Raw genomic sequence first — 22,574 nt, 5'->3', positions numbered from 1 at the left:
CAGCCGGGTGCTCCGCCGCCGGGGTGCCCCACCTTCGCGAACCGGGGTCCCCGGCGCACGCGGTATTCGTGCGCTGGGGCGGGAAGCCAAGGTGGGAAAGTCATGCCGGGGTGCCCCATCTTCGCCGCCCGTCGTTGGCGGCTAAGGTGGGATAAGAATTTCGCTTTGTATCCGGGCACGGCTTCAAAGCCTGTCCTGAGCGAAGTCGAAGGGTGCCGTAAGAAGCTCAGAATAAGCGTTGGGTGCCGGGATGCGCCGTCTCCGCCGCCGTCGTCTCCGACAGGCTCTTCAGCCGCCACGCCAGAAACAGCATCTTTGCACCGATAAAGGCCGCATACGCGCCCAGCAGTCCCGTCGCCTCGCGGTCGCCGGTCTGCTGCAGCCGGATGAACACCACAACAAAGGCCAGCGACCCCAGCCCCGGAATCAGAATCGAAGCCCTCGCTCCGGCGGTGTGGCCCCGGTGAAAGAGATAAAACGCGCTCCACAGCACCATCGCCGCGGCATGCGCCGCCGCCATCAGCAGCATGATCCGCATCGTCCGGTCGGGAAACGTCGCGATGTAAAACCCCATCACCGCCAGCAGCGCCCCGGTCAGCATGTAGTAGATGATCTTGTGCAGCCGTGCCACCTCGGTCGCAAAGGCCGCGGCCCAGTCCGTCACCGCCGCTATCAGCAGCGACGCGGCGGAGAGAATCACCGCAATCAGAATCGCTGTCGTCTCGAAGAGCACCATCGTCATCGTGGCCCGCAGATAGATCAGCGCGATTCCCAGCAGCAGAAAGATCCCGCCATGGATCGCCAGCACATACCTTCGAATCTTCTGCTGCTCCGGCATCGGAAGGGCCACCTCGATATCCGCCCAGTATCGCACCGGCGCAGCCGGCAAAGCGCAGAAGGGGAGTCCCGACAGCGACGCTGAGGTCCCCATCGATGCAACGCCGCGGCTTCCATCGTTGCAGACCGGGGTCACCATGGATGCAGAGAGGCCTGGAATATCGGGCAATATGGAACCGTCCTGTATCAGGGCGCGGCTTCAGCCGTGCCGCAACCGGGAGAAAAATAGAGGGCTTCAGCCCCTGCGTTTGCCCCATGAACGGGCTCTCTGTCTCCGTCTTTTCGGACATGGGAATGAAAACTCTTCCTCTTGTCACCCCGACTTCCTCCCTTGTCATCCCGACCGAAGCGGAACAGAGTGAAGCCCAGCGAAGGGATCTGCTTTTCTTCTCCGCAGAATCCCGGGTGCCCCACCTTCGCAGCCTGTCGTTGGCGGCTAAGGTGGGGAAGCTATCGTCTCGTGCCAGCGAGACCCGTTGAGTAAAGATGTAAGAAGGAAAGGGGGCTTCAGCCCGGAGGGAGAAATTTCCGCAAACAGCCCTGGATACACCCCGCTTCCCCCTGCCCGTGAATTCAGATAGCATCGAAGGGAGTGGCCATTCGCAGACAGCCGGATCTGTTCTGCCACGCTCTCCCGGTTTTTCACCTCATTGCATGAAAATTCGTCGCTTCCGTCATCTACTTTCCCTCCACACTCGTCTCGTGAATCAGCAGCGGCAACCAGGCCCTGTATTCTCCGGAAAAGGCCCGTCTTTCGGAGCCGGATGGTGACAGTTTTGCCCACGACAGCTCGTATTGGCTGCAGCGTCCTTCTGCTCGCAGCCTGTTTCACCGCAGTTTCTGCCCAGGCCCTTTCTCCGGAGTACACGGCATCGTCCCCGGCCACAGACAGCCAGCCTGTTTCGCTTCCTGATTCCCCCGGCGCCCTTCTGCAACAGCAGCAGACCACGCCGCCCGCGTCGTCTTCCTCTTCTTCCGCCCAGACCCAGACACAGACCCAGACACAGCCGCAGAATCAGAAATCAGGCACCCCTGCCGACACCAAACAGCAGCAGCGCGACCAGGCCCAGCAGCAGCTCAAGCAGCAGGAGCAGCAGCGCGTCATGGGCGTCATGGCCACCTTCAACACCACCACCAATCGCGACGCTCTCCCTCTCACGCCTGGACAGAAGTTTCAGCTCTTCTTCAAAAGCGCCACCGATCCCTGGCCCTTCGTGCTCACCGGCTTCAGCGCCGGCATCGACCAGGCCCAGGGCGCTTTTCCTGAATATGGGGGAGGCATCGGCGGCTTCGCCAAGCGCTACGGCGCCGACTACGCGACCTACTTCGCCGGCAACTTCTTCGGCAACGCCGTGCTGCCCAGCCTCTGGCACGAAGATCCGCGTTACTTCCAGAAGGGAACCGGCAGCTACACCGGCCGCGCGCTGTGGGCCGCTGCCAGCACCGTCTGGTGCCGCCGCGACAATGGCACCTGGGGACCGAACTACGCCAACGTCATCGGCAACCTGATGGGCGCTGCCTTCTCGAACCTCTATTTCCCCGACTCCGACCGTACCGTCGGCGACACCCTCGAGCGCGGAGTCACCGTCAGCGCCGAAGGCATCGTGGGCGCCGAGGTCATCGAGTTCTGGCCCGACATCGCTCGCCGCTACAAACGCAAACACGCCGAAAAGCTCGCCCGCCAGGCCGCGCAAAAGGACGCACAATCCTCCGGCGTCCCCGCTCCACCTCCGGCCCCGCAACCCTGAAGACTGCTGTTCCCGTCTCGCCGGGTGCCCCATCTTCGCCGCCCGCCGTTGGCGGCTAAGGTGGGGAAGGCTATACCCATTTAGCCGCCCATAAAATCCCCCAGGGGAAGGGTGCTCCCTGTCATCCCGAGCGAAGCCGAGGGATCTGCTGTTCCCGTCTCGCGTCAGCGAGACCCGGTAGAAGCCCCCGGCTTCAGCCGGGGGAATAAAGATGTGAGAAAAGAGGGGCTTCAGCCCCGCCCACTCAAACACGGTCGGGATGCCGATCTCCCGGAACCGCTCCGCGCTACGGGAAAATTTACGAGAGCGAGAACCCTTCGCCCAGGTACACGCGCCGCACTTCAGGATCGTTGCCCAGTTCCTCCGGCGTGCCGTGCCGAAAGATCCGTCCTTCATTGATGATGTACGCGCGATCGGTCACCGAGAGCGTCTCCCGCACGTTGTGATCCGTGATCAGCACGCCGATGCCGCTCGCCTTCAGGTCGTAGATGATCTCCTGCAGATCCAGCACCGCGATCGGATCGATCCCCGAAAACGGCTCGTCCAGCAGGATGAACGCCGGCTGAATGCACAGGCACCGCGCAATCTCCACGCGCCGCCGCTCGCCGCCTGAGAGCGCATAGCCGAGCGTGCGCCGGATGTGTCCGAGGTTCAGCTGATCGATCAGCTTTTCCGTGCGCGCCCGCCGCATCTCCTGCGAGATCGGCTGTACCTCCAGCACGGCAAGAATATTCTCCTCGACCGTCAGCCGCCGGAAGACCGAAGGCTCCTGCGGCAGATAGCTGATGCCGTACTGGCGGGCCCGCAGGTACATCGGAACGCGGGTAATGTCTTCCTCATCGGCGAGGATGCGTCCCCCATCGGGCTGAATGAGCCCGACAATCATGTAGAAGCTCGTGGTTTTTCCTGCGCCGTTCGGGCCCAGCAATCCGACGACTTCGCCCTGCGTCACCTGTACGCTGACGCCGCGAACCACCTGGCGGCCTTTGTATGATTTCCCGATCTCGTCGGTCGACAGCCTGCGCATCTACTTCTTCGGAGTACGGGTATCCGTCACCGCTCCAAAGCTCCCCCCGCTCACTTCGACGCTATCATCCTGACTATTGAAAATCAATGCATTCCCGGTCGTCTTTCCGTGTACCTGGTCGACGAGATACGGCAGCGCCTGCGGCCCTCCCGTCAGCACATACCGTCCGTCCGCCGCCGTGTACACCAGCCGCGTCCCCTCGCCCTTCCGCCCCGTCTGCGTCAGCAGCACATGGCCGGTCGCAATCATGCGGTCGACCTGGCTCTCTCGCCCCGCCATCCCTCCGGCCGCATGATCCGATGCAGCGTGATCCACCGCTGCATGCTCCGTCTTCCCGGCTGAAGGCTTCGGAGCCGGTTTCAGATACACCACCGCATGATCGGCGCGGACCGTGCCGTCCGCATCGTCGGCCACCACCGAGCCGTCGAAGTCTCCCTGCCGCGCCTTGTCCGAATACACCAGCGTCACGCTGTGAATCCGTATCACGCTCGGCTGATGCTTCGCCCCCATCTCTGAGGTAAAGTTCGTGTTCACCACCGCCGCCGGGCCCGTATCCTGCCCGTACGCCTTCAGCACCCCATCGGCGCGGTGCAGCTCGATCACCGGAGCCCATACCGAGTTATCCTGCTGCCACATGCGCGCAGGCGCAAGCGCCGTTCCGTAGAAAAATCCAGTGCCCGAGCTGCGCCGCAGATCGGCGCGATCCGCCAGCACATGCACCGGCGCGCTGCTGCCTCCTCCAAAGACCGAAGGCGCAGCAAATCCGTTTCCAGCCCCGTTTGCCGCTGCGCTCTCCGCCGCACCCGTCCTGCCGCTGCCCGAAGCATGGCTGTCCGAGCTCCCGTTCTGCGGCGGCTGCACATACGTCGCCCTGATCTCGCCCTTCGCCGCCATATCGCCCGAGTCGCGGTGATAGTCGATCGTCCGCGCCGCAAGCTGCAGCGACTGGCCGTCATAGATGCGTGGGCTGCCCGTCAGGTGCAGCACCTGGCTGCTTTCCAGATACTCGGCGTGATCCGCCCAGGCCGTCAGCGTCGCTGGCGCCGCCGCCGCGCCCGGCTTCTTCGCCGGCGTCTGCGTCATCACCACATGGCCGTCCTGCACCGCCGTCTCAATCTGCGCCGGAGCCGCATGGCGGCCGCCCGAAGCATGATTTCCCCGGCTGTTGCCCTCGTCCCTCTTCGCCTCGGCAAGGTCAGCGCCGCCATCCACGCGCGCGGCAGAATGCTGTGCCACGGCGGGATGCTGTGCCATGGCAGAACGCGGCGCAGCGGGCACGAACGTCACATGCAGCGTGTCGCCCGTGCTGGTGTTCACCGATCCATCGGAAGCCTCGCTCACAATCCGCGTGTGTCCCGTGCCGTCCAGCAGACGAAGCGTATTGCCGTCCGCAAGCGTGGCCAGCAGGCTGTCGCCGCGAATCGTGGTCGTCTGCGGCGCACCCTTCGCCGAAGCCTGCAGCAGCGTCGCCACCGGCTCGCCCGTTGCCAGCGCCGTCTGCGCCAGACTCTTCCTGCCGCCCGGCGCGGGAGCAAACGCAATATCTACCTTCGCGGCCTGCAGCCGCCGCGTCGCTGCCGGCTTCGTCCTGTCTTTGACCGTGAACTGGCTGTCGGTAAAGTCGACCGCCTCGCGCATCTGCGCATGCTGCAGCAGGGAATTGGCCCCGAAGGTCAGCGTCCCCTCGCGCGCCACGCCATGCATGCGGTCGATATTGCCCGACGCGTTGCGCTTCGCATCGCCGCTGCCGGAGTCGAACGTCACGCCGCCCGCCAGCTCCGCCGAAAGCGGCTGGCTCTTCTCGTTCAGCACCACATGCGCCGTCTGCGATGTAACCGTGTCGCCGCTGTCCGTCACCAGCCGCACATGCCCCTGCGAATCGATCTGCCGCGCCGAGCCGTCATGCCGGAACCACACCACCGCCTGGTCCGCCGAGCTCTGCTCGCTCTCGTACTCGCTCGTCGCGTCCACCAGAAGCGCCTGCTCCGTCTGCCGCAGCAGCGTCGCATGGCTTGCATGCACCACGGTCGAGTGCCCGTTGCTGCTGCTCACCAGGTTCACCTGGTTGTCGAGAACCAGAATGCCGTCCTTCGAGTTGTAGCTCGCTCCCACCGACGAGCCCGCCGCCCGCGGAAACTGAAACTCCACCGCCTGCGCCGTGCTCGCGTCTCCCGTCTTCTGGCTGAAGATAAGACCCGTGGTGCGAATGTGGATCGTGCTTCCGCCCGGCTGCGCCTCCTCAGCCGCGACCGAAGACCCGCCCGTCTGCGCAGAAGATGTACCGGCTGCAGTCGCTGTATTCCCGGCCTGCGCCGCCGTCGCAGCCGAACCCGACGCCGTACCTGCAACCGAAGCCCCGGCAGGCGCTGCCACCGGCCCCGAGAGGTCGATGTTCACCTCGCCGTCCGCGCTCACCAGCCCGGCATTCTGGTCATAGGCAAAGCTCTCGCCCGAAATGCGGTCCTGGCGTCCCGAGCCCGGCGGCCCGTAAAGCGTAATCACCACATTGTGAAGCTGCGCGTGCCCCGCCTTGTACTGGATCAGCTTCGAGGCGTGAATGGTGTAAAGCGTATGCCCCTGGCTCGACTGCGAGTAGGTGAATTCGTTCGCCGTCTGCTGCACGTCGATGCCGAGACGCGCCGGCAGATCCTTGTCGATATGGCGGAAGCGGTAGCGGGACCATAAAAAGAAGCCGAGCAGCACCGCGATCAGCAGGCAGGCCAGAGCGACGATCCAGCGGCGCAGGCCGGCAATGGTTATCCGCATACAGTTTTCATCATCTCATCCGCGGCGCGCGATCGCGCTCACTCACAGAGACGAAAAACGGCGCCGCAAAGATCACGGCGCCGCGAGGTTATGAACGGAGGACAGGGGAAAAATCTCAGGACCGCCGGGTACCGGATGCCCCATGTCCATCTGTTCGAACATGGAAATGAAAACTCTTTCCCTTTGTCATCCCAAATCCCTCCCTTGTCATCCCGAGCGCAGCCGAGGGATCTGCATTTGCTTCTCGTCTCGCGTTAGCGAGACCCGGTAGAAGCACCGGGCAATCGGGGTCCCCGGCGAACAGAGTTCGCTGGGGTGATCTTTAGCCCGGTGACAAAACCATCAAAAGAAGAGGGGCTTCAGCCCCGGCTCCGTCAAAACACGAAATCACCCAGAGTGCCCCATCTTCGCCGCCCGTTGCTGGCGGCTAAGGTGGGAAGCCCTCACCAGCTTCCCAGGCATATATCAGGGCGCGGCGTCAGCCGTGCCGTAAGAGGATCAGGGGAGCCCCGGCTGCCACGGAGCCGTTTTGACGGGACGTAAACGCGTCTCTGTTTATTCGCTGCGCAGCGCGACGCTCGGCTCGATGCTCGCGGCCCGACGCGCCGGCAGCGCTGCGGAAAGAACCGCGACCACCGACACCAGCAGTGCTCCGCAAATATAGATCGTGGGGTCGGCCGTCGAAACACCGAAGAGCTGGCTCTTCAGAGTGCGCGTCACGAGCAGCGCCACCGGAATCGCGGCGATCAGGCTGATGCCCGCCAGCGTGAGAACATCGCGCAGAACCAGAACGACCACCCCGCGGCGATCCGCGCCGAGCGCCATGCGCACGCCGATCTCGCGCGTGCGCTGGGCCGTTGCGTACGCCAGCACGCCGTAGAGGCCGATCGCGGCCAGCAGTGTGGCCAGCACGCCGAAGCTGACAGCCAGCATCGCGATCATGCGCTCGTTGCTCAGGTCCAGATCGATCTGCCCGTCCATGGTGGTGAGGCTGTCGATCACCAGCTTCGAGTCGATACCGGCGATCGCATGCCGGATCGCCCCCATCGCCGCCTGCGGCGCGCCCCACGTGCGGACGTAGTAGTTCATCCCGCCAGGAGTTTTGTCCTGCGCGGCTGAGTGATACAGCGTCATCTTCACCGTGTCGCGCATATTGCGGTGAAGGTAGTCGCGCACCACGCCGACAATCTGTATCTCGTCTTTCTGTTTGCCGCTGGGGCCGGTGTAGGCCATGTGGCCGATGGCCTTTTCAGGCGTGCCGAAAAAGCGCTTCGCCAGCGTTTCGTTGACAATGGCCACCGCCGGATGAGTCATGTCGTCGGCTTCCGTAAAGTAGCGTCCAGCCAGCAGCGGAACCCTGAGCGTGGAGAGGTACTGCGCGGTCACGATGGGCTGCTCGGCGTTCATCGATTCGTCGTTGTGACGCTCATAGCCCTGAATGCTGATATTGCCGCCGTTGCCGTCGTCGGCAAGCTCGGGATCGGTGGTTGCGCCAACGCTGACCACTCCGGGCAGGACGGCGAGGGTCTGCAGAATGCGCCTGTGCAGCGGTCCGACGGAGTTCTCGGAGTATCCGGCAAGGTTCGGCTCGATACCGAAGGTGATGAGATGATCGGTGGCGAAGCCGACATTCACGCTGCGCAGGTTCCGCAGCGTGCGGACAAACAGGCCGGAGGCGACCAGCAGCAGAAGGCTCAGCCCGATCTGCAGGCCGACCGTGAGGCGGCGGAAGCCGAGATGGCCGCCGACGCTTCCCGCGCCCTGCTGCTTCATCTGGCCGGCGAGATCGGGCTTCCGGAGCTGCAGCGCCGGAGCAAGAGCGAACAGCAGACTCACGCAGAGGGCGATGGCGAAGTTGAAGGCCAGCACCTGCAGATCGATGCCGGTCGAAAACGGCGGCTGGCCGCTGCCGTTCGTAATGCGGCTGGCCAGCACCCGCACCACAGCGGGAGCAAGCGCGAAGCCCGCAACTCCGCCCGTGACCCCCAGCAGCAGCCCTTCGATGACAAGCTGGCGAACGATCTGCGCGCGGTTTGCGCCCAGCGCATAGCGCATCGAAAACTCGCGCGTGCGTCCGGCGGCACGCACCAGCACAAGGCTCGCGACGTTGACCGAGGCCATCAGGATGACGAGCGCGACCATCCCCATCATCACCAGCAGAGGCGTGCGAAGGCTGTTGCGGGAATACGAGAATCCCTTTGTGCCGTCGTGCACCTCCAGTTGACTGTGCGTGACAAAACGATCGAAGAAGCGCGGCGAGGTGTTCTCCATGACAGGAATCTCCGCAGCCCGCAGCGCATGCCACAGCGGAGCCATCGCCGCCTGCGCCTGAGCGCGGCTCTCGCCCGGTTTGAGCCGCCCGAGAATATTCAGCCAGCGCGAGTTGTGCAGATCCAGATCGTCCCAGGTCGGCGTTACCACAGGCTTCATCGTCATCGGGATGAAGAGATCCGCCGGCGAGCCCCAGATGGCGCTCGCAAAACCCGGAGCCGAGACGCCGATAATCTGAAAGGGATGGCCGTTGATGTCGAGTGTCTGACCCACGGCGTGCGGGTCGGCCCCCATGTGGTTCTTCCAGTAATCGAAGCCCAGCACGACGACCGGGCTTCCGTTCTTCACCACGTCGTCCGCCTGCACAAGCAACCGGCCCACCGCGGGACGCACGCCCAGAACATCGAAGTAATTGCCGCTCACCAGCTCCGCATTGTTCAGCGCGGAGTGCTTCTGCCACTCGACGCCGACCTGCGTCTGAAACATGGCGATGAGCCCGTCGAACGCCTGATTGCGGTCGCGCAGGTCTTTATACATCGGATAAGAAAAATAGGCGGTGTTATCGCCTCCGTTCGTCGTCGTGCCACCGTTCCACGCGTCGTAAGGAGTGGCTTCGAGCAGCACAAGCTGCTTTGGATCGCGTACCGGAAGAGAGCGCAGCAGCGCCTGGTCGAGCAGCGAAAAGATCGCCGTATTCGCGCCGATGCCGAGCGCGAGCGTCAGAATCGCTGTAAGCATGAATGCCGGCGACTTTCTCAGCTGGCGCAGGGCATATCGGATGTCGGTAAGCATATTTGTCGCCTTCTCCGTTACATATTCAGTGCGCGGCTCAATGTCTTCGGTCGAGCCGCTTTCTTCCTGCGTCTATTCGCTGCGCAGCGCGTCCACCGGGTCCACCGCCGCCGCCCGTCGCGCCGGAATCCACGCCGCCAGCATGGCCAGCGCCAGCATCAGCACCGGAACCAGGCAGTACGTCACCGGATCGAGCGCGCTCACTCCGTAAAGAAATCGCTCGAGCAGCCGCGTGGCTGCGGCCGCCGCCGCCAGTCCCACCACCGAGCCGGTCAGTGCCAGCAGCACGCTCTGCCGCATGATGGCCTTCACAATCTGCCAGCGCCGCGCGCCCAGCGCCAGCCGTATCCCGATCTCGCGCGTCCGCCAGCTCACAATGTACGCAATCAGGCTGTAGACGCCGATCAGCCCGATCAGCACCGCCAGCGATCCGAAGCACAGCAGCAGAATCGTCAGCGACCGCGGCGCCGAGACCGATGCCGAGATCACCTCGTTCAGCGTGCGCACCCGCGTCACCGGCGCAAACGGATCGATCCCCGCAACCGCTCTGCGAATCGCCGCCGCCGCCTCCGGCGTCGTCAGCCGCGTCCGCAGCAGCACATACATCACCGGAGCCTCCGTCGCCGGAGTCAGCGGCAGCCACACCTCATCGCCGAACCGCCCCGCCAGGCTGTCTTCGTGCGTATTCGCCGCCACGCCCACAATCACCGGCGCATCGTTCACGCTCCAGACCGCCGGAACCTTCTCATCGGCGACTTCGATAATGTGTTTGCCGATCGGGTTCTGCTGCGGCCACAGCCGCGCCGCCATGTGCTGATTGATGATCACCGCGCGGCTCGCGCCCGATGCATCCTGCTCTGAAAACAGCCGCCCCTCCAGCAAATGCATTCCCAGCGTGTCGAAGTAGCTCGGCGTCACCACGCGTCCGGTCGCCAGCGCCGCTCCCTCGTGCGGATCGCGCGGATGTCCCTCCGCGTCGTACACATAGCTCCCCGAAGGCCCGCTCATCGGCAGCGCATTCGCCAGCGAGGCGCTCCCCGTTCCCGGAATCCCGCGCAGCGCATCGGTCAGCGTTGCGAAAAACTCCTGGCACCGTCCCTTCTCTTTGCACGCGCCCGCATCGAGCGAAACCTCGGCCGTCACAATGCGGTCCGCGCGAAAGCCGGGATCGACCTGCGAAAGCCTGTACAGGCTGTGCAGCATCAGCCCCGCCGCCGTAATCACCACAACCGACAGACCGATCTGTCCCACCACCAGCAGCATCGACGTGCGAAACTGCGATGCATGTCCCGCCACACTGCGGCTGCCCGAGCGCAGCGTCCCCTGCAGGTTCGGCGAGGCCATGCGCAGCGCCGGAATCAGCCCGAACAACAGCCCCGTCAGCACGGAAACGGCGGCGGCAAACAAAAAGACGGGCCAGTGCAGCCCCAGCCCCGCAAGGCGCGGCGTATCGGCAGGCAGCAGACTCACCAGCGCGCGCAGGCCAGCAGCGGCGACGATCACTCCGGCCGCTCCGGCCAGCACGGCGAGCAGCACGCTCTCCGCAAGCAGCTGCCGCATCAGCCGCCATCCGGAAGCGCCCAGCGCTCCGCGAATCGCCATCTCGCGCTCGCGTCCCGCCGCGCGCGCCAGCATCAGGTTGGCCACGTTGGCGCAGGCAATCAGCAGAATCAGCCCCACCGCTCCAAACAGCAGCAGCAGCCGCGGCCGCGTCGCGCCCACCTCCGCTTCCAGCAGCGGCACCACCGTCATATCGCCCGCCCACAGATCGGGCATCCTCCACGGAAACAGCGGCAGCAGCACATTGTGCAGCCGGCGCATCTCCGCCTGCGCCTGAAGCGGCGTCGCGCCATTCTTCAGACGCCCAAAGGCCAGCAGGCTGAAGTTGTTCCAGGGATCGATCGCATCGCCGCCCTTAAACGCCACCGGAATCACAAACTGCGTATCGGCATACGGAAAGTGAACGCCCGCCGGCATCACGCCGATAATCCGCCGCGGCACGCCGTCGATGCGCAGCGTTGTTCCAACCGCAGCAGGACTCGCCGCAAAGTGCTGCCGCCAGTATCCGTAGCTCAGCACCACTTCCTGATCGTGCCCGGTTACCGCATCGTCCGCCGTGAAGAACCGTCCGATCGCAGGATGAATGCCCAGCGTATCGAAGCCGTTCACCATCATCTGCGCGCCGAACACGCGGTCCGAGGTGTCGGCCTGCGCAATGTTGAACTCCGTATCGGCGCCGAAGCCGCTCAGGGATTCGAGCGCCGTCGCGTGCTCGCCCAGAGCGCGAATCCAGCCCTTCGGAAAATAGCTCAGCTCGTCACCCGTGATGCGGATCAGCCTGTCCTGCTGCGCAAAGGGAAGAGGACGCAGCAGAATCGAGTCGACCAGCGAGAAGATCGCCGTATTCGCTCCAATGCCCAGAGCCAGCGTCAGTACTGCGGTCACAGCGAACGCGGGCGAGCGGCGCAGCTGCCGGAATGCGAATTTAAAGTCAGCCATCATAATGTGTCACATTCTCTGTTACGTATTTTTGTTGAAGGCTCCGGCTGCCGGGTGCCCCGCGTCCGTCTGTTCGGACGTGGGAATGTACACTCTCAAACTTTGTCATCGCCGGGTGCCCACCTTCGCGAACCGGGTGTTCCACCTTTGCGAAGCGGGTGCCCCATCTTCGCCGCCCGTTGTTGGCGGCTAAGGTGGGAAGAAGCCCCCACGCATCTCATTCCGTCCGCAGCGCCTCCATCGGCTCCACGCTGGCTGCGCGCCGCGCCGGCAGCAGACACGCCACGCACCCCGTTGCCGCCAGAATGCAGATCGCTCCCGTCGTAACCGCCGGGTTGTACGGGCTCACCTCGAAGAGCAGGCTGCTCACCAGGCGAGCAGAGACAAATGCGATGGCAATGCCTGCCGCCGCGCCCATCAGCACCGGCATCATGCCGTCGCGCAGCACCATGCCATAAATATCCGCATGCTGCGCGCCCAGCGCCAGCCGCAGACCGATCTCCCGCCGCCGCTGCATCACGGAATAGGTCACGACGCCATACACGCCCAGTCCCGCCAGCAGCAGCGCGCTTACCGCAAACAGCATCAGCAGATCCATCTCGAAGCGCCGCGCCGCCACCGAATCGGCAACGATGCCGTCCAGCGTGCGCACCGTCGGAACCGGAACCGACGCATCGACGCTCCAGATCGCTCGCCGGATCGAGTCGGCCATCGCCGCCGGGTCCTGGCTGGTGTGGATCACCAGCCCGCCCCCCATATCGGTGCGATACCAGTACGGCACATACACCATCATCGGGTCCGCGCTCGCCAGCGAAATCGTTCGCGCATCCGCCGCAACGCCAATCACCGTCAGAGGCTTGTTGCCCGGCTCGGTGATATCGCCTCTCCGGAACTGCTGGCCCACGGCATTCTTTCCCGGCCACAGCGTTCGCGCCGTCTGCTCCGAGACGATAGCAACATTCTTCCCCGCATCATCGGCACTGAGTGCGCGCCCTGCGATCAGCGGCAGGTGCAGCGCCTCGAAATATCCCGGACTGATCCAGCGAAAGTGCTCCACTGGTATCTGCGATATCGGCCGCGTGTCGCCTGGCAGGCGCACCATGTCGCCCCACCCGTCGCCGCCCAGCGGCAGCACGCTCGTCACCGCCGCATACTGCACTCCGGGCAGACGTCTCAGCCGCTCGAGGGCCTTCTGATAAAAGGCCGCGCGGTCTTCATCTTTCTGATAGCCCATCGACGGCAGATCGATCGTCGCCGTCAGCGTGTGGCTCGTCTCGAAGCCGCGGTCGATATGCATCAGCCGGAACAGGCTCGCCGTCAGCAGCCCCGTCACCAGCACCAGCGCCACGCTCACCGCCACCTCGGCCGACACCAGCACTCTGCGCAGCCGCCTGCTGCTGCGCGGCTCGCTCGCCAGCCGCGATTCGCTGTGCAGCACCTCCTGCGGCGCCATCCGCCAGCTCAGCCAGGTAGGAGCAGCCCCCGCCAGCAGTGTGGCCAGCATCACCAGCAGCACCGCGCACCCCGCTCCCGCCCAGTCCAGGCGCAGCGCGCCGCGAAAGTCGAGCGTCGGAGGCAGAAAGTGCTGCATCATCGGCACCGTCATCGCCGCCAGCAGCACGCCCAGCGCTCCGCCCCCCACCGCCAGCGCCGTCGACTCCCGCATCGCCGCGCGCAGCATATCGCCGCGGCTCGCGCCCAGCGCCGACGCAATCGCCATCTCCTGCCGCCGGCTCACCGCACGCGCCAGCAGCAGATTCGTGATGTTGATGCAGCCCACCAGCAGCAGCCCCGCCACCGCGGCCAGCAGAATCAGCAGCGGCCTGCGATTATCTCCCACCAGATCTTTCTGAAAAGGGGTCAGCACCGCATAGAGCGTCGCCTTTTCATCCGCAGGAACCCCCGCCGCAATCGTGTGGTCCATCGCATTGATCTCGGCATTGGCCTGCGCCGCTGAGACGCCCGGCTTCAGCCGCCCCAGCCCGAAGTAGTCGAAGTCCGACATCGGCTCCTCGAGCCGTTCTTTGGTCAGCGCAATCGGTACAATCGCCTCCGCCGGCTCCGGTGTCGCCATCATCGCCGCCGCGGTGCTCAGCAGGCTGGGCAGGTGAAACGACGGCGCCATCACCCCGATCACCGTATACGGATAGCCGTTGAGCGTAATCGTCTTTCCCAGGATCGCCGGGTCCGCGTGGAACTGCCCGCGCCACAGCCCGTCCATCAGCACCGCCACGTGCTCATGCCCCGGCTGGTCTTCCTGAACGGTAAACACCCGCCCCATCTGCGGAGCTGCCGCCAGCACCGCGAAGATCCCCGGCGTCGAGCGCAGCACGCTCATCTGCAGCGGATGCTCCCCGCCGCCCAGCGGAAGCGTGTCCTGCCGCATCAGCGCCATCGACTGAAAGCTGTGACTGTGCTCCTGCCAGAAGACGAAGTGGTTCGCATTCATCGGCAGCGTGGGATAGCTGTCCCGCATCTCCGCCACCTGCTCTTCCATCACCGTCAGTTGTTCGGGATGCGCATACGGCAGCGGCCGCAGCAGCACGTCATACACCAGCGAAAAGATCGCCGTCGTGGCTCCGATCCCCACCGCCAGCGTCAGCACCACCACCAGCGTGAACCCCGGAGACTTCTTCAGACGGCGCAGCGCGTAACGGATATCGGTCAGCATACAGTTGTCCTTCGTGCATGCGCCGTACCACCGCCGGCCCGAAGATAACCCGCCCTGAATCAGCCCTTTATCAATATGAAGAACTGCCGCGCACTGTCCACGCCCGAAAGCCGCTGTTCAGAAATGAACACGCCACCCGAACGCCGCCAGCGAGACCCGGTAGAAGCACCGGGCTTTAGCCCGGTGAATGAAGGCAAAAAAAGGAAAGGGGCTTCAGCCCGGCTCCGCCAAAACACGAAATTACCAGGGTGCCCCATGTCCGGCTTTTCGGACATGGGACTGAAAACCCCTCCCTTTGTCATCCCGAGCGAAGTCGAGGGATCTGCATTTGCTTCTCATGAGGCACATATTCGCAGAATCCAGGTGCCCCACCTTCGCGACCGGGGTCCCCGGCGCACACGATGTTCGTTCGCTGGGGCGGGAAGCTAAGGTGGGAGGCTAGCTATTCCATTTTTCGCTTTGTATCAGGGCACGGCTTCAGCCGCGAAGGGACGGTCTTTCCGGATATCCCATCTCCCACTCAGTCATCCCGACACCCTCCTCCTTGTCATCCCGAGCGAAGTCGAGGGATCTGCATTTGCTTCTCATGAGGCACATATTCGCAGAATCCAGGTGCCCCACCTTCGCGACCGGGGTCCCCGGCGCACACGATGTTCGTTCGTTGGGGCGGGAAGCTAAGGTGGGAAGCTGGATGCTCCATTTTTCGCTTTGTATCAGGGCACGGCTTCAGCCGTGCCGAACCCATCCTCAAAAATCAAAGGGCTTTAGCCCCTGTGCGACATAGCCACGGAACACATCCCGTCTCGCGCCGGCGAGACCCGGTAGAAGCACCGGGCTTTAGCCCGGTGAATAAAGGGAAAAAAGGGTCTTTAGCCCCATCACCTCAGCAGCGCCGCCGCAATCTGCTCCCACTCCTCGTCGAACGTCATCTCCGGAAGCGGCCTGCCCGCCTGGCCATACCAGTACCCGGCATTCGACGTGTCGCCGTCTTTGCGGTGCAGATACGCATGCACCCACGCGCCATCGCGGCCAGGAACATCCTGGGCGATCTGGTGCGCGCGATCCCACTCCCCGTGCGCCTCCCGCCACAGCGCCTCCGCCAGCGGCGGCAGGCCCGCAGGAGGCTCGTTCTGGTCAAGAGTCCGGCGAAAATCCGAGGCATTCATGCCCGCTATTGTAGTGCGGCCGAGCGCTTCCGGAGCGGGAATCTCTTCCGTCAGCACCGTCCCCGGACAAACCAGGAGTAAATTGGTCGCAATTACGCTATGATGAAAAAGCGGACCAAAATGGACCGGGAATAAAGCCCCGGAAATGTACGGTGAATGACAAAAGTCCGCGGAGCACCAGGTGACTACTCTCAGCGAACTGGCAATCGGCAGAACCGGCATTGTGGAAAACATCGATCTGCCGAACGAGATCCAGCACCACCTGATGCACATGGGCTTTGTTCCGGAGGCACGCGTAGTCGTAGTGCGGCGGGCGCCTGCGGGCGATCCCACCGTCTTCGGCATTGACGGATTCGAAATTGCTCTGCGCCGCGATACAGCACGATACATCCGGGTGCGGGAACTGAATGAGAAATGAGCGACTGCTGCGGCACAGAAACGATTGAGATCAGGGCGGAACCGCGAGTCCCCGGAAAGATTCGCACCGTAGCGCTGGTCGGACCACCGAACTCCGGCAAGTCCACCCTCTTCAACCGCCTCACCGGGCTCCGCCAGAAGGTCGCCAACTATCCCGGCGTCACCGTCGAGCAGCATGTCGGCAAGCTCGCCGGCATCGGCCGCAGCGACCTCATCCTCATCGACCTGCCCGGCATCTACAGCCTCGATTCCTACTCCGAAGACGCCCGCGTTGCCGTCGATGTCCTCCACGGCCAGATGCCCGGAACCCCCGCGCCCGACGCCGTGCTCCTCGTCCTCGATTCGCTGCACCTCCGCCGCCAGCTCATGCTTGCCGCGCCCGTTCTCAGCCTCGGCCTGCCCACGCTCGTCCTGCTCAACATGAGCGATCTCATGGAGGCCCGCGGCGGCGAAGTCGACACCCTCGCCCTCGCGCAGGAGCTCGGCGTGCCCGTCGCAAAGATCAGCGCCTCGCGCGGCACCGGCCTCGACGCCATCACCCACTTCCTCAACCGCAAAGCCGAGCCCGTCGCCGCCGTCTCCACGCGCATCGAGCTGCCCGTCATGGGCAACGCCCGCTCCTACCGTCAGTGGGCCACCGGCATCAGCACGCGCACCAAATACAAGGCGCCGCTCTCCTCCGAGTGGACCCAGCGCCTCGACCGTCTCCTGCTCCATCGCATCGCCGGCCCGCTCATTTTTCTCGCCGTCGTCTTCGCCGTCTTCCAGGTCGTCTTCACCATCGGCCAGCCGCTCAGCGACGGCTTCGGCGCAATCCTGAACCGCGCCGGCGACCTCATCGGCCTCCTCATCGGCCACAACTGGGTCGAGTCGCTGCTCATCGACGGCGTATGGCGCGGGGTCGCCTCCGTGCTCGTCTTCCTGCCCCAGATCCTTCTGCTCTTCCTCTTCATCGGCGTGCTCGAAGACTCCGGCTATCTCGCCCGCGCCGCGCTCATCGCCGACCGCATGATGCGGTCGATCGGGCTCAACGGCAAGGCCTTCATCCCGCTGCTCTCCGCCTATGCCTGCGCCGTCCCCGCCATCATGGCCACGCGCACCATCGAGAACAAGCGCGACCGTTTCGCCACTATCCTCGTCACGCCGTTCATGACCTGCTCCGCCCGCCTGCCCATCTACATGCTCATGATCGCGGCCTTTATTCCGAACAAGCCGGTCATCGGCGATCTCCTCGGCCTCCGCGCGCTCGTCATGGTCTCCCTCTACCTGCTCGGATTCCTCGCCGCCCTCGGCACCGCGCGCCTGCTCAAGTCCTCGATTCTCAAAGCGTCCTCAGCGCCCTTCATCCTCGAGCTGCCCCAGTACCGCATGCCCACTCTGCGCTCGCTCGGACTGCGCCTCTACGACCGCGGCAGGGTCTTCACCAAACAGGCCGGAACCGTCATCCTCTGCGTCATGATCGGACTCTGGTTCCTTAGCCATGTCCCCTTCCATTCCACGCTGCCCGAGAGCGTAATCGGCCGCGTCGGTCAGTGGATCGAGCCCGTCATCCGCCCCCTCGGCTTCAACTGGAAGATCGGCATCGGCCTGCTCACCTCCGTCGTCGCGCGCGAGGTCATCGTCGGCACCCTCGGCACGCTCTACGGAGCCGACCCCGCCACCCAGTCTCTCGGCCTCCAGGCCGCGCTCCGCCACGACCTCACGCTCGGCGGAGCCATGGCGCTCGTCGTCTTCTTCGCCTTCGCCATGCAGTGCACCTCCACCCTCGCCATCGTGCGCCGCGAGACCAACAGCTGGAAGTGGCCCGCCCTCCAGTTCACGTACATGGGCATCCTGGCCTACCTCGCCGCCCTCGCCACCAACCAGATCATCCTTCACTTCATCCACTGATCCGCACCCTTGTCATCCCGAGCGAAGTCGAGGGATCTGCAGTTCTCGTCTCGCGCCAGCGAGACCCGGTAGAAGCACCGGGCTTTAGCCCGGTGAAAGAGGCAAAAGAAAAGGGGCTTTAGCCCCGGCGGGCCTGTCAACCCCTGCCTCTCGGCCCACCGCCGCACATGCCTCATTCTCCGCGACATACGCCCGCAACAAAGCTGGCATGAAATTTCACTCATCCTGCTACCTTGAATCCAGACAGGAAAAAGCCGACAGCGGCGGAAACAGTTCAACCTCAACCCTTTAGAATCATGAGTTTAGCCTGGAATAACCAAGGTAATCCCCACGTAAATTCATGAAAATAAAAGGCTTACCGGAGGGATAGGGTCTAAAAAACAACCTTCTTACTGCTTCGCTTCGCCGGGAAACGGCGCCGTCTGCTGTTCGATGATCTTCACCACCATCGCCCGGATCGTATCGTAGTCCGGATTGCCCGAAAACATCCGGTAGTCAAGATTGATGCTCGTTCCATGCCCGGTCAGCTGATACTGCCTCTGCCCCTCGGCCGCCTGCTTCGGATACGCCTTCGCCCACGAGGTCTCGTCGAAATCGTTGCTCTCCGCATCGATCGACCACACCCTCTTCCGCCCCTGGTCGCGGATCAGGAACCGGTAATAGATGTGCATCTTCTCGACCGGCCTGTAAAACTCCACCGCCTCCACGCGGTACTGCTTCACCGGGAAGATCTCCAGCAGAAAGCCGCTCGTCTGCTCCGCGTCCTTCGCCGTAGGATCGCTGTGATACTTCCGCAGCAGCATGCGCTCGGCGTCACGCTGCGGCCGCATCCCCGCCGCCGCATAGGCCGCCACCAGCGTGGTGTGAATCTTCCAGTCATTCGGATCGATTGCCCGCGCCTTCTCGGCATACTGCACCGCGACCGGTCCCTGATACAGGTTGAGCGCCGCATCCGCGGCCAGCAGCAGCACCGCCTCATTGCCCGGATCGGCTGCAATCGCCTCGCGCAGAACCGCCAGCGCCTGCGCATCCTGCCCGGCCTTCAGATCGGCAATCCCCTGGTCGATCTTCTGGCGAGTCTGTGCCGCCGGCGCCGCGCTCTGCGCCGAGGCCTGCATGCCCGCAAACAATGCGACAGCGGCAACAGCCGCTGCCGCTCGATACATGAAGTGGTTCATTCGAGCCTCACCATATCACAGCACCGCAGCCGCATCGCCCATGCGATCTCGCCTGTGACCGCAAACGGCGCAACAGCATCGGACAGATATTGAAGGAGCCTGCCGCTGCATGCTCCGGGAACCATCAAACTTGTGTATCGTGGAGTGGACGCAATTCAGGAGGACGCTTTGGCACTGTTCGCAATTGGCAGCTTCGTGACCATCTTCATCGTGAGCATTCTGTGGGCCACCAGCCGCAAGGCCGACGAGCACCACGGCCACTGAGCTCCATTCGGAATCAGCGGCCCCGCACCAGACGCGGACCTGTCTGTCGCGGCGTTGCAGCCTCGATGGGTCTTTGCTCTTCGAGAAACCTCTGCACTACGGTGCAGAATAACTCCGGATCTTCCTCATACGGCAGATGCCCCGTATGAGGCAGGATCTCCAGCCGCGCATTCCCCAGAATCTCCATCAGCCGGTACGCCGAGTCGAGGCTTACTGCCCGGTCATCGCTTCCCCATAAGAGCAGCGTCGGCACCTGCCGGAGCAGCGGCAGCAGCGCCTCCAGCGTCTGCATGTCTTCCTGCCACCGGCTCAGGATATTCAGGACATGATCCACCGTACCGGGTATCGCCAGCGAGCTCATGTAGAGGTCGAGCGCTCCCGGCACGATCCGGCTGCTGTCGGCATACATCCGGCCCAGCGCCAGATTCAGAAACGGCCGCGGCAGAAACGGAATGCAGTACGCCAGCCGCTGTCCGAACTTCCCGCTGAAGAACTGAATGCGCGGATCGGCCAGATCGGAGAATGGATTCGCCGGGGCCTGCAGGATCAGGCTCCGCACGCGGCCCGGATACGTCGCCGCAAACTGCAGCGCCACCGCTCCGCCGTGAGAGGTTGCAACGATGTCGGTCGAGGAAACGCCGACTGCGTCGAGAAAGGCAGCCAGTCTTTCGGCATGCGCTGCAAGGCCGGCGTCCAGTCCGGGTACCCGGTCCGATCTGCCGATTCCGAGAAAGTCCACCGCGTAGACAGCGGCCTTTTGCGAGAAGCGTCGAACAGACGGTCCCCAGCATGAAGCTGTTCCGAGCAATCCATGCAGCAGCAGTAATGGTGATCCCGAGCCCGAGTTGAAGTAATACATGGAGTGCCCCTGGACCCGGACGGAACCCTCGACAATAATCGAGCCGTCCGGCCCAGGGGGCATCCAGTTTGCCAGCGCCATCCTGAGCGAATTCTCCCTGCACCACCAGGCGCCAACTGAATACCGACCGCTACTCCTGTCGCTTCGGCGTCGACTGGTAAAACAAGAAGTATATCGCGATTTGCACTACGGTTGGGGCTTAGTTATGTGGATGGTCTTCAATTTGGCAGTATCCTGCGGCAATTCGGTTTTACCCGCTGGAAACTTGTTGGCGCTGAGAATGTAAGCCACAATCTGAGCCGTCTCTTCCGGCTTAAGCGATCCTGGCGCTGTCGCCGGCATCGTCGTCTGAATCTTGCTGAAGAGATCGCCAACTGTCTGGTCCGACCAGTTGTTGAGGAAGTCATTGCCTGCCAGCGGCGGGTTCTGCCCGAAACCGCCGAGCGTCGCGCCGTGACATGTTGAACACATCTTCGCGGTGTACAGCGCTTTGCCCTGATCGGCCTGTTCGGAGGTATATACCCCGTCCTGCGTGGAGGCACCGCCTGCAGCCTGTGCGGCATGTACAAGGTATATCGGTTGAGCCACTCCACAAACGATGAAACCGATGCAGACAGCCATGCTTCTTTTCATCAGACGACTACTCTCCTCTGCGCAGTTCTCACGAGGTCATTGTAATGGAGAGGAGAAAACGATGCGGTATCATGAACCATCCATTTTGCAGGGAGTTTCGGAATGATTTCTGCGATAAGGCGTTCGACAAAGCGTTCCATGATGCGTCCGATCCTCGGACTCTTCGCGTTGCTTACTGCATTCTCTCTGACCACCCTTTCCGCTTTCGCAGCGGCTCCCGCCTGCGACAGCGGCAATGGAGGCATCACCCTCCCTTCGGGATTCTGCGCTCTTGTCGTTGCCGATAATCTCGGCGCTGCGCGTCACGCAGTCGTCGCCCCGAACGGCGATCTCTTTGTTGGCCTGCAGGACGGTGGAATCGCCGCTCTCCACGATTCCAAAGGCAACGGCCGGTTCGATGTGAAAGAGACCTTCGGCAAGAAGAGCGTTACCGGCATTGCCTTTCATGATGGCTACCTTTACTTCGCGACTCCTCTTACCGTAGAGCGCTACAAGTGGTCTGCCGGGCAGCTGAAGCCGACCGGCGCGCCTGAAATCGTGGTTTCGGGCTTTCCGACAGAACATGAGCATGAAGACAAGGGGCTGACCTTCGACCGCAGCGGTCATCTTTATGTCAATGTCGGCGCGCCTTCCAATGCATGCCAGTCGCGTGACCGGCGGGCGGGCGTTCCGGGAATGAATCCCTGTCCCATTCTCGAGAAGCACGGCGGTGTCTGGAGGTTTGAAGCGGACAAACTGAATCAGACTCAGCAGGACGGAGTTCGCTTTGCAACCGGTCTGCGGCAATTCCCAGCCATCACCTGGCACGACGGCGCGGTCTTTCTTGTGATGAACAACCGCGATCAGCTCGACACTCTGTGGCCGAAATACTTCACCGTAGAGGACAACGCCACGCGTCCGGCAGAGCCGATGTATCGCGCGGTCATGGGCTCAAACTTCGGCTGGCCCTACTGCTTTTATGACTACACGCAGCAAAAGGTCCTCCAGAACCCCGAATATGGCGGCGATGGCAAGACCTCTGATCACTGCAGCCAGTACACGCTTCCTGTTGCCAGCTATCCGGCCCACTGGGCTCCTGTCGACGTGATGTTCTACAGCGGCGATCAGTTTCCAAAGTCGTATCGTGGCGGCGCGTTCATTGCCTTCCACGGTTCATGGAATCGGGCACCTCAGCCTCAGGCAGGTTACAACGTAACTTTTCAGCCCTTTGCCGACGGAAAGCCTTCCGGCAAATTCGAAGTTTTCGCGGATGGCTTCAAGGGAAAGGACCCGCTGATGAACCCCTCAGATGCGGTGGCACGTCCTGATGGGCTCGCCCAGGCGCCGGATGGTTCCCTGTACATTACCGACAGCCAGCACGGAAAGATCTGGAGAGTGATCTACCGAGGCAATTAAGATTGCCACAGCCAGACTTTAGCGAAAGCAATTTCACAGCCAAGACAGTTTCCTCGCCGGCGTCGATCGTGATGCCGGCGATTTGCTGAGCGGATGACTATCTGCCAATTCTGCCGACCACTCTGTGTCCAATATTCTGAAGCTCATTGGCGTTAAAGATT

General features: G+C 63.2%; 14 protein-coding genes. 4 read left to right on the top strand and 10 right to left on the bottom strand.

All coding sequences use genetic code 11. The features are described 5' to 3' along the window. Positions 1 to 226 precede the first annotated feature (226 nt). Entirely contained in the window at positions 227 to 1,006 is a 780-nt protein-coding gene (locus D0Y96_RS07025; RefSeq protein ID WP_147324956.1) for a hypothetical protein, read from the bottom strand. A 607-nt stretch (positions 1,007 to 1,613) separates the two neighbouring features. Between D0Y96_RS07025 and D0Y96_RS07020 the strand changes: the two genes are divergently transcribed. Next, the gene (locus D0Y96_RS07020; RefSeq protein WP_117298601.1) at positions 1,614 to 2,585 is read left to right on the top strand and encodes a hypothetical protein; all 972 of its coding nucleotides are present in this window, start codon (positions 1,614 to 1,616) and stop codon (positions 2,583 to 2,585) included. 298 nt (positions 2,586 to 2,883) lie between these two features. Here D0Y96_RS07020 and lptB read toward each other — a convergent pair whose 3' ends face one another. The 6 genes from lptB to D0Y96_RS06990 all read right to left on the bottom strand — a co-directional run bounded on the left by lptB (position 2,884) and on the right by D0Y96_RS06990 (position 15,834). Beyond that, positions 2,884 to 3,612, bottom strand: coding sequence for an LPS export ABC transporter ATP-binding protein (lptB, locus tag D0Y96_RS07015; RefSeq protein WP_117298600.1), 729 nt, complete (start codon positions 3,610 to 3,612; stop codon positions 2,884 to 2,886). After that, a complete protein-coding gene (locus D0Y96_RS07010) occupies positions 3,613 to 6,378 on the bottom strand; it encodes an LptA/OstA family protein (protein WP_117298599.1) in 2,766 nt (921 codons plus the stop codon). It abuts the gene before it with no gap. Between the two features lie 555 nt (positions 6,379 to 6,933). Next, the gene (locus tag D0Y96_RS07005; RefSeq protein WP_117298598.1) at positions 6,934 to 9,441 is read right to left on the bottom strand and encodes an ABC transporter permease; all 2,508 of its coding nucleotides are present in this window, start codon (positions 9,439 to 9,441) and stop codon (positions 6,934 to 6,936) included. A 72-nt stretch (positions 9,442 to 9,513) separates the two neighbouring features. Beyond that, complete coding sequence (locus D0Y96_RS07000) at positions 9,514 to 11,940, bottom strand: ABC transporter permease (protein ID WP_252263530.1); 2,427 nt, start codon at positions 11,938 to 11,940, stop codon at positions 9,514 to 9,516. Positions 11,941 to 12,157: 217 nt separating this feature from the next. After that, a complete protein-coding gene (locus tag D0Y96_RS06995; RefSeq protein ID WP_117298596.1) occupies positions 12,158 to 14,611 on the bottom strand; it encodes an ABC transporter permease in 2,454 nt (817 codons plus the stop codon). An 878-nt stretch (positions 14,612 to 15,489) separates the two neighbouring features. Next, complete coding sequence (locus D0Y96_RS06990; protein WP_350448995.1) at positions 15,490 to 15,834, bottom strand: hypothetical protein; 345 nt, start codon at positions 15,832 to 15,834, stop codon at positions 15,490 to 15,492. Between the two features lie 124 nt (positions 15,835 to 15,958). On the opposite strand from D0Y96_RS06990, the gene D0Y96_RS06985 reads away from it, so the two are divergent. Then, positions 15,959 to 16,195 carry a FeoA family protein gene (locus D0Y96_RS06985; RefSeq protein ID WP_117298594.1) on the top strand — a complete coding sequence of 79 codons (237 nt, stop codon included), beginning with the start codon at positions 15,959 to 15,961 and terminating at the stop codon, positions 16,193 to 16,195. Next, positions 16,192 to 18,084, top strand: a complete 1,893-nt coding sequence (gene feoB / locus D0Y96_RS06980) for a ferrous iron transport protein B (RefSeq protein WP_117298593.1) — start codon at positions 16,192 to 16,194, stop codon at positions 18,082 to 18,084. The genes D0Y96_RS06985 and feoB overlap by 4 nt, the downstream gene beginning before the upstream one ends. A 389-nt stretch (positions 18,085 to 18,473) precedes the next feature. Here feoB and D0Y96_RS06975 read toward each other — a convergent pair whose 3' ends face one another. The 3 genes from D0Y96_RS06975 to D0Y96_RS06965 all read right to left on the bottom strand — a co-directional run bounded on the left by D0Y96_RS06975 (position 18,474) and on the right by D0Y96_RS06965 (position 21,006). Continuing rightward, the gene (locus D0Y96_RS06975; RefSeq protein WP_117298591.1) at positions 18,474 to 19,262 is read right to left on the bottom strand and encodes a hypothetical protein; all 789 of its coding nucleotides are present in this window, start codon (positions 19,260 to 19,262) and stop codon (positions 18,474 to 18,476) included. A 277-nt stretch (positions 19,263 to 19,539) separates the two neighbouring features. Next, the gene (locus D0Y96_RS06970) at positions 19,540 to 20,466 is read right to left on the bottom strand and encodes an alpha/beta fold hydrolase (protein WP_117298590.1); all 927 of its coding nucleotides are present in this window, start codon (positions 20,464 to 20,466) and stop codon (positions 19,540 to 19,542) included. A 105-nt stretch (positions 20,467 to 20,571) separates the two neighbouring features. After that, positions 20,572 to 21,006 (bottom strand): c-type cytochrome, encoded by a 435-nt coding sequence (locus D0Y96_RS06965; protein WP_158562275.1) that lies wholly within the window; start codon positions 21,004 to 21,006, stop codon positions 20,572 to 20,574. Between the two features lie 150 nt (positions 21,007 to 21,156). Here D0Y96_RS06965 and D0Y96_RS06960 point away from each other — a divergent pair, with 150 nt between their 5' ends. Then, the gene (locus D0Y96_RS06960; RefSeq protein ID WP_199480197.1) at positions 21,157 to 22,413 is read left to right on the top strand and encodes a PQQ-dependent sugar dehydrogenase; all 1,257 of its coding nucleotides are present in this window, start codon (positions 21,157 to 21,159) and stop codon (positions 22,411 to 22,413) included. The last annotated feature ends 161 nt before the right edge of the window (positions 22,414 to 22,574 follow it).

The sequence above is a fragment of the Paracidobacterium acidisoli genome (assembly GCF_003428625.2).
GTDB lineage: Bacteria > Acidobacteriota > Terriglobia > Terriglobales > Acidobacteriaceae > Paracidobacterium > Paracidobacterium acidisoli.
Note: the sequence above shows the minus strand (reverse complement) of the source record. Positions and strands in the feature narration are given on the sequence as shown.

Bases quoted from the DNA above. Each gene is read 5' to 3' on its own strand.
- feoB (WP_117298593.1), top strand. From the start codon at position 16,192: ATGAGCGACTGCTGCGGCACAGAAACGATTGAGATCAGGGCGGAACCG.
- lptB (WP_117298600.1), bottom strand. From the start codon at position 3,612: ATGCGCAGGCTGTCGACCGACGAGATCGGGAAATCATACAAAGGCCGC.
- D0Y96_RS06965 (WP_158562275.1), bottom strand. From the start codon at position 21,006: ATGGCTGTCTGCATCGGTTTCATCGTTTGTGGAGTGGCTCAACCGATA.
- D0Y96_RS06995 (WP_117298596.1), bottom strand. From the start codon at position 14,611: ATGCTGACCGATATCCGTTACGCGCTGCGCCGTCTGAAGAAGTCTCCG.
- D0Y96_RS06975 (WP_117298591.1), bottom strand. From the start codon at position 19,262: ATGAACCACTTCATGTATCGAGCGGCAGCGGCTGTTGCCGCTGTCGCA.
- D0Y96_RS07005 (WP_117298598.1), bottom strand. From the start codon at position 9,441: ATGCTTACCGACATCCGATATGCCCTGCGCCAGCTGAGAAAGTCGCCG.
- D0Y96_RS07010 (WP_117298599.1), bottom strand. From the start codon at position 6,378: ATGCGGATAACCATTGCCGGCCTGCGCCGCTGGATCGTCGCTCTGGCC.
- D0Y96_RS07000 (WP_252263530.1), bottom strand. From the start codon at position 11,940: ATGGCTGACTTTAAATTCGCATTCCGGCAGCTGCGCCGCTCGCCCGCG.
- D0Y96_RS06970 (WP_117298590.1), bottom strand. From the start codon at position 20,466: ATGGCGCTGGCAAACTGGATGCCCCCTGGGCCGGACGGCTCGATTATT.
- D0Y96_RS06960 (WP_199480197.1), top strand. From the start codon at position 21,157: ATGATGCGTCCGATCCTCGGACTCTTCGCGTTGCTTACTGCATTCTCT.